This window comes from Rhodoferax sp., assembly GCF_037143375.1.
Classification (GTDB): Bacteria; Pseudomonadota; Gammaproteobacteria; order Burkholderiales; family Burkholderiaceae_C; genus Rhodoferax.
The window spans coordinates 1-6,133 of the sequence record NZ_JBAWYV010000165.1 but is presented as its reverse complement, the minus strand read 5'-3'; the positions used below and the strand labels follow the sequence as shown (position 1 = coordinate 6,133).

At 47.4% G+C, this 6,133-nt stretch carries 4 protein-coding genes; 3 read left to right on the top strand and 1 reads right to left on the bottom strand.

The window, feature by feature from the left end; genetic code table 11:
• Nucleotides 1-521 precede the first annotated feature (521 nt).
• Both WCG50_RS16490 and WCG50_RS16485 read left to right on the top strand, forming a co-directional pair.
• On the top strand, nt 522-1,829 hold the full coding sequence (locus WCG50_RS16490) for an HD domain-containing phosphohydrolase (RefSeq protein WP_336900687.1): 1,308 nt from the start codon (nt 522-524) through the stop codon (nt 1,827-1,829).
• A complete protein-coding gene (locus WCG50_RS16485) occupies nt 1,826-4,234 on the top strand; it encodes an EAL domain-containing protein (RefSeq protein WP_336900686.1) in 2,409 nt (802 codons plus the stop codon). The genes WCG50_RS16490 and WCG50_RS16485 overlap by 4 nt, the downstream gene beginning before the upstream one ends.
• 48 nt (nt 4,235-4,282) lie before the next feature.
• On the opposite strand, the gene WCG50_RS16480 is transcribed toward WCG50_RS16485, so the two are convergent.
• Complete coding sequence (locus WCG50_RS16480; protein ID WP_336900685.1) at nt 4,283-4,765, bottom strand: fasciclin domain-containing protein; 483 nt, start codon at nt 4,763-4,765, stop codon at nt 4,283-4,285.
• A 178-nt stretch (nt 4,766-4,943) separates the two neighbouring features.
• Between WCG50_RS16480 and pstS the strand changes: the two genes are divergently transcribed.
• The gene (pstS, locus tag WCG50_RS16475; protein ID WP_336900684.1) at nt 4,944-5,987 is read left to right on the top strand and encodes a phosphate ABC transporter substrate-binding protein PstS; all 1,044 of its coding nucleotides are present in this window, start codon (nt 4,944-4,946) and stop codon (nt 5,985-5,987) included.
• Nucleotides 5,988-6,133: the final 146 nt, after the last annotated feature.

Here is a 6,133-nt window from a genome sequence, read left to right as displayed (position 1 = left end):
GGATTGTGATTCCTGTTGTCGTGGGTTCGAGCCCCATCAGCCACCCCAAGTACAGTAAAGAAAGCCTGCTATTCAAAAAATAGCAGGCTTTTTTTTGACTCATACTCATTCTGTAAGCAATTTTGCAAAATATGCTCCTTTCAAAACAACGCCATAGGCGGTTCGATCCGCCGTTTTAAAGTTATGTTGCCGTCGTAACACTTACTTACTTGCACACTTCCTCCCTTCCTTGAGTGTCCTCGGAAGCCGTTCAAGTCCAGTCCCTTGAAGCAAGGGAGCCACCTCCAAAGCAATCAAAATCGACTCCCCAAAATGTTTAAGCCCCCTTAGTCACGCTCGCGTCTTTGCTTGACGAGCTTGTAAGATCGCCCTTCGGATTAACCCGCACGATTCACCGCGTCGCGGGTTTTTTGTTGCCTATTTATAAGTGAACTGAGTTCTGTGTGATAAGGTCACACACTGAATCTTGAAAAGAGGACGCTGTCTGGTCCGGTACCCCATTGGTCAATATCGAATTAACTATGAATGACGATCTTTCCGAATATATTGAAGTCGATCAGCTGAAAATTGGCATGTACATAGAGCTCGAAATGGGCTGGATGTCGCATCCATTTCCCAAAGGAAGTTTTAAGATTTCATCAGAAAAGCAGATTACAGTTGTTCAAAGTCTCGGCATTTCTCGGGTCAGGTACCTGCCTGAAAAAAGTGATTTGACGCATACAACGGAAATGTCAAATGCGGGTGATGAATCCAAATCAAAAAAATCTGCCGATGACGCTCTGGTTGATTCTCAGATTTGTGAAGTTGATGAGTTTCGACTGGACGATCAGAAAAGTGATTTTCTAGAACGACAGCAAGCGGAATTAGCTGCGTGTGAACGTCGGTACGTTGCTGCCATTCGTGAGCAAAAATCAATTTTTGCTTTGGTGAATGCAAAACCAGAGGAAGCCATGTCCCAGTGCCTTGGTTTGGTCAGTACCTTTGTGGGTGAGATGCTGGGCGAAGGAGAGTCGGCGATTCGTCTACTTTCAGAGGGCATAGGCGACAAGGCATCAATTCATCCTGTGAATGTGACCATTATTTCGTTGTTACTTGGTAAGTCACTCGGCTTATCGAATTCGGAAATGGTTGATTTGGGGATGGCGGCGTTCTTGCATGACATCGGCAAAACAGAGTTGCCTGATCGAGTTCGCTGGGTAGAAGATAATTTTTCTTCAAGTGAATACAAGTTGTACCAAGAGCACGTTGCTTTAGGAGTCTCACTTGGCAAGCGAATGGGTCTGTCGCCTGGAGCTCTTCAGTCAATTGCTCACCATCATGAATTGGTTGATGGAAGTGGATTTCCAACCCGACTTAAGGGCGACAGCTTGTCGCTTCCTGTCAAAATTTTGTCTCTGGTAAATCGGTATGAAAACTTATGTAATCCAAGTCGATCCACCACTGCGATCACGCCGCATGAAGCACTGTCGTTGATTTTTGCGCAGCTAAAGAATCGCTTTGACAGCGTAACACTAAGCGCTTTTATTCGAATGATGGGGGTGTACCCGCCAGGCTCTGTCGTTCAACTCGTCGATGAGCGATTTGCTATCGTGATGTCGGTCAATTCGTCGCGGCCGCTCAAGCCTCGGGTACTTGTGCATGATCCGCTTGTATCTAGGCATGAAGCATTGATTCTTGATCTGGAGACGTTGCCGAATATCGGTATTCGTCGTAGCCTCAAACCTTCAAGCTTGAGCAGAGCCGCCATGGATTACCTATCTCCGCGCCAACGAATCTCTTATTTTTTTGAAAACACGGTGGAGCTTCCTCCGGAGGATTTGCGCTCATGATGATCCCCAACTGGGGCTCTTTGATAGATGGTTTACTTGAAGCTGTTTGGCTTGTTGATCCGATCACGCTTCGTATCCTTGCGGTTAACGGTGCATCGTGTCAGTTGCTGGGTCTGGCCTCAGATGAACTGGTCGGTAAACCGGTTATTGAACTGACGGCGACCCCGGAGGATCAATTTTTTTGGGAAGATATTGCAGCCGGCCTATTGGAAGGAATTCATTCGGAAACTCTGTTGAGAGGTGCTGACGGCATAGCTGTTCCTGTAGATCGTAGAGTGAGTCGGGCTTGGCCAGAGCTTGATCGCTCTGTCTATGTTGTCGGTATACGTGATTTGCGCCAACAACGTCGGACTGAGGACGAACTGGAGAGGCTCGTGGCAGAGTTACGGGCAACACTCGAGTCAACGGCTGATGGTATTTTAGTCATCGATCTGAATGGCAATGTTTGTAACTACAACCGGCACTTTGCTGCGCTGTGGGGCGTGCCCGAAAAGCTATTGCTGAACCAGAATGACTCGTCATTGTCAACTCACCTTGCTGGATGTGTGCTTGACGTCGAACACTATGAACGTCGCCTTAATGAAATTGCTGAAGATCCAGCCCTGGAGTCAACTGATATATTGATTTTGTTGGCCGGTCGAGTGTTAGAGCGGGTTACACGCCCCCAATTCAGTCGAGGCCAACCGACAGGGCGAGTATTTTCATTTCGGGACATCACGCAGCGTATGGAAGCTGAGTCCCGGCAGCGACTTGCTGCAAAGGTTTTCGAGTCAAGTCTGGATGCTATTTTTATCACAGACGCCAACTTTGTAGTTCTTGCCGTCAATCCTGTATGTGAGCAACTCACCGAGCTTCCTCAGACTACTTTCGTAGGTACTTTAGTCAATGAATTATTTCATGACGTCCATGATCTGGAATCAATGGCGCTCGTACAGCAGAAACTTACAAAAAATGGTTTCTGGCAAGGAAAATCTTGGCTCAAGAGAAATAATCTTGATGACTGTGCCGTCCAGCTTTCCTGGGTTTTGTTACGAGACGAACATGGTGCTGTTTTGCACTCAATTGGTTTCTTTAAAGACCTTACGGAAGAGTTGGCGGCTAAAAAAAGAATTGACCAACTTGCTTACAGCGATGTTTTGACAGGGTTGCCAAACAAGTTGTTGCTATCGCAGCAGGTTGACTTTGCCTTGCGCATGGCGGATAGAAGCGGCGCTGAATATGGTGTTTTCTACATTGATCTTGACCGTTTCAAAAATATCAATGATTCAATGGGTCATGGATTTGGTGACCGAGTTCTCATTGATGTTGCGGAGCGGATCAAGCGCTGCTTGCGTGATGTCGACACACTCTGCCGACTTGGTGGGGATGAATTCGTTATATTTTTACGGGATATTGATGCGCATGGTGCCGAAGTTTTGGCGCGTCGAATTCTTGATGTGATTAGCCGTCCGTTTCAAATTGATGAAATGAGCTTTTCAGTAGGGTGCAGCATTGGTATTGCACTCTATCCTGAAGATGGCAGAACACTCGAGGAATTAATCAAGTGTGCCGACACGGCAATGTATCTTGTCAAGGAGCGCGGACGGGGTAGTTTCAGGTTCTATCAACCGCAAATGAACGTGGATTTGTTGTCGCGCATGAAAATGGATCACGCCATGCGCCAAGCCATGGAGCAGGGCTTGTTTCGCTTACATTACCAGCCTCAAATTTCACTGAGAAATGGTCAATTATTAGGGGCGGAAGCCTTGATTCGCTGGTCAGATGCCGAACTTGGTAATGTGTCGCCCGCCTTGTTCATTCCTTTGGCTGAGGAGTCAGGCTTCATCATCACGATCGGCAATTGGGTGCTTGAGGAGGCTGTTCGGCAAGCGGTGATTTGGCAAAACAAGGAGACGCCCATCACGGTGTCTATCAATGTCTCTGCGCTGCAATTTCAGCAGTCTGATTTTGTAGAGATTGTCGCGAGCGTGCTCAAAATTTCAGGTTTGGCGCCACATCTCCTGGAACTTGAATTGACTGAATCAATATTGGTCAAGGATGCCAATGAGGCCTTGAGTCGACTGCATGCGCTGGCAGCTCTTGGTGTACTCATGTCCATTGATGACTTCGGTACCGGCTATTCCAGTTTGGCTTACCTTAAAAAGTTTCCCATTTCCAAGCTGAAGATTGATCGGTCTTTTGTGATGGGTCTTCCTGAAGATGAGAGCGACCGTGCCATTGTGAGTGCCACCATCGGCATGGCGCGTGGACTTAAACTTAAAGTGGTGGCCGAAGGGGTGGAAACCCTGGCGCAACGAGACTATTTAGCCGGGTTGGATTGCGAGTCTTTTCAGGGTTTCCTATGCTCGCCTGGACTACCTGCGGCAGAGTTAGAGTTGCTCATGGCAACTCTGCAACAAGCATAACTACCGTAGACTTCACAAAGGGGTATTGTCCGTTCTGGACAATACGGATTATTTTTTATGAGGTGGCGTCAGCACAGCGTCGATGATGTGGATAACGCCGTTGCTGGCTTGGATGTCAGCTGTTTGAACCATCGCTTCTTCAATAGTGGCAAACTCGCCAGCCTTGGACAGAGATACATTGGAATCATTCAATGTTTTCAGCGAATTGTTCTTGATATCAGATGCCAACATTTTCCCTGGAATGATGTGAAAAGCCAGAACACTTTTCATTTTTTCAGGGTGCTTGATCAGATCTTCCATGGTTTTGGTCGGAACCAATTTGAAAGCGTCATTGCTTGGCGCAAAAACGGTGAAAGGACCAGTACCTTGCAGGGTTGCAGCAAGCGATGACTGCCCCATCAAATGGTTGAAGGTGCTTAATGCGGGGTTCTTGGCAATAGTGTCGACTACTGAAACAGGCGCTGGGACTGATGCGCAGCCTGCCAAGACAGCAGAAATGATAGCAAGACTTAAAGCACGACGGTTTAACATGAAGTTCTCCTGGTTATAAACGTCATTAGCTTAGTTGCGCTTCATGTCAGTTTAGTGACTGTTAAATGACTGGAAATTCAGTCAATACTTCAAAATTGTCACATCACTGTCACTAAATATTCTTATATTTAATGAGTCGTTCAGAATTCATGATTCATTCAACCTAAAGGGTATTCAGATGAAAAGCAGTTTTAAAGTCGCTTTGATCAGCATGGTGGGCATTGCCTCCCTGTCTTACGTCAGCATTGCCGGAGCTCAGGAAATCACGGGTGCTGGCGCTACATTCCCTGCACCTTTGTACTCAAAATGGGCGGCAGACTACAACAAGGCTACAGGCGTCAAAATTAACTACCAATCGGTAGGCTCAGGTGCTGGTATCAAGCAGATCGACTCCAAAACCGTTGATTTTGGTGCTTCCGACATGCCTCAGACTGATGAAGTGTTGGCCAAAAAAGGCCAGATGCAGTTTCCAACAGCGATTGGCGGTGTGGTGCCCGTGATTAATGTCAAGGGTATCAATCCTGGTCAACTCAAACTGAATGGCCAGGTTTTGGGTGATATCTATTTGGGAAAAATCGCTAAATGGAATGACCCAGCACTCAAAGCACTCAACCCAACACTGGCTTTGCCAGACACCGCCATTGCCCAAGTGCGCCGTGCTGATGGTTCGGGAACCACCTTCATTTTCACCAATTACCTGAGCAAGGTTAATGCTGAATGGAAAACCAAGGTGGGTGAGGGTACAGCAGTGAACTGGCCTGCTGGTGCTGGTGGTAAGGGTAACGAAGGCGTTGCCGCGTTCGTCGCTCGTTTGCCAAATTCAATCGGCTACGTTGAATACTCTTACGTCAAACAAAACAAGATGAACTATGCTGTGATGGCGAATTCAACTGGCAACTTTGTTTCACCCAATGACGTGGCTTTCAAGGCCGCTGCCGCTGGTGCTGAGTGGAATAAAAGCTTTTATCAAATCCTGACGAATCAGCCTGGTAAAGATGCATGGCCTATCTCTGGCGCCACGTTCATTCTGATGCACAAGTTGCAAGACAAGCCTGCCAATGCGACCGAGACCCTGAAGTTCTTTGCATGGGCTTACAAAAACGGTGACAAAGTGGCTGACGATCTGGACTATGTGCCAATGCCTAAATCCGTGATTGCCAGCATTGAAAAAGCATGGGGCGAGATCAAGGACGCATCGGGCAAAACCGTCGCGTTCAAGTAAGCAATTCGTTCTATCAAACTGATTTCCCAGGAGTTATCTGTGTCAATTACACTTCCGGCGAGTGAGATGCCCTTAAACAAGTCTGCAAGAACTTCTGGACGTGTAATGACTAATCCTCCTCCCGCCAAAGCGCCCCGCTCGGGCCC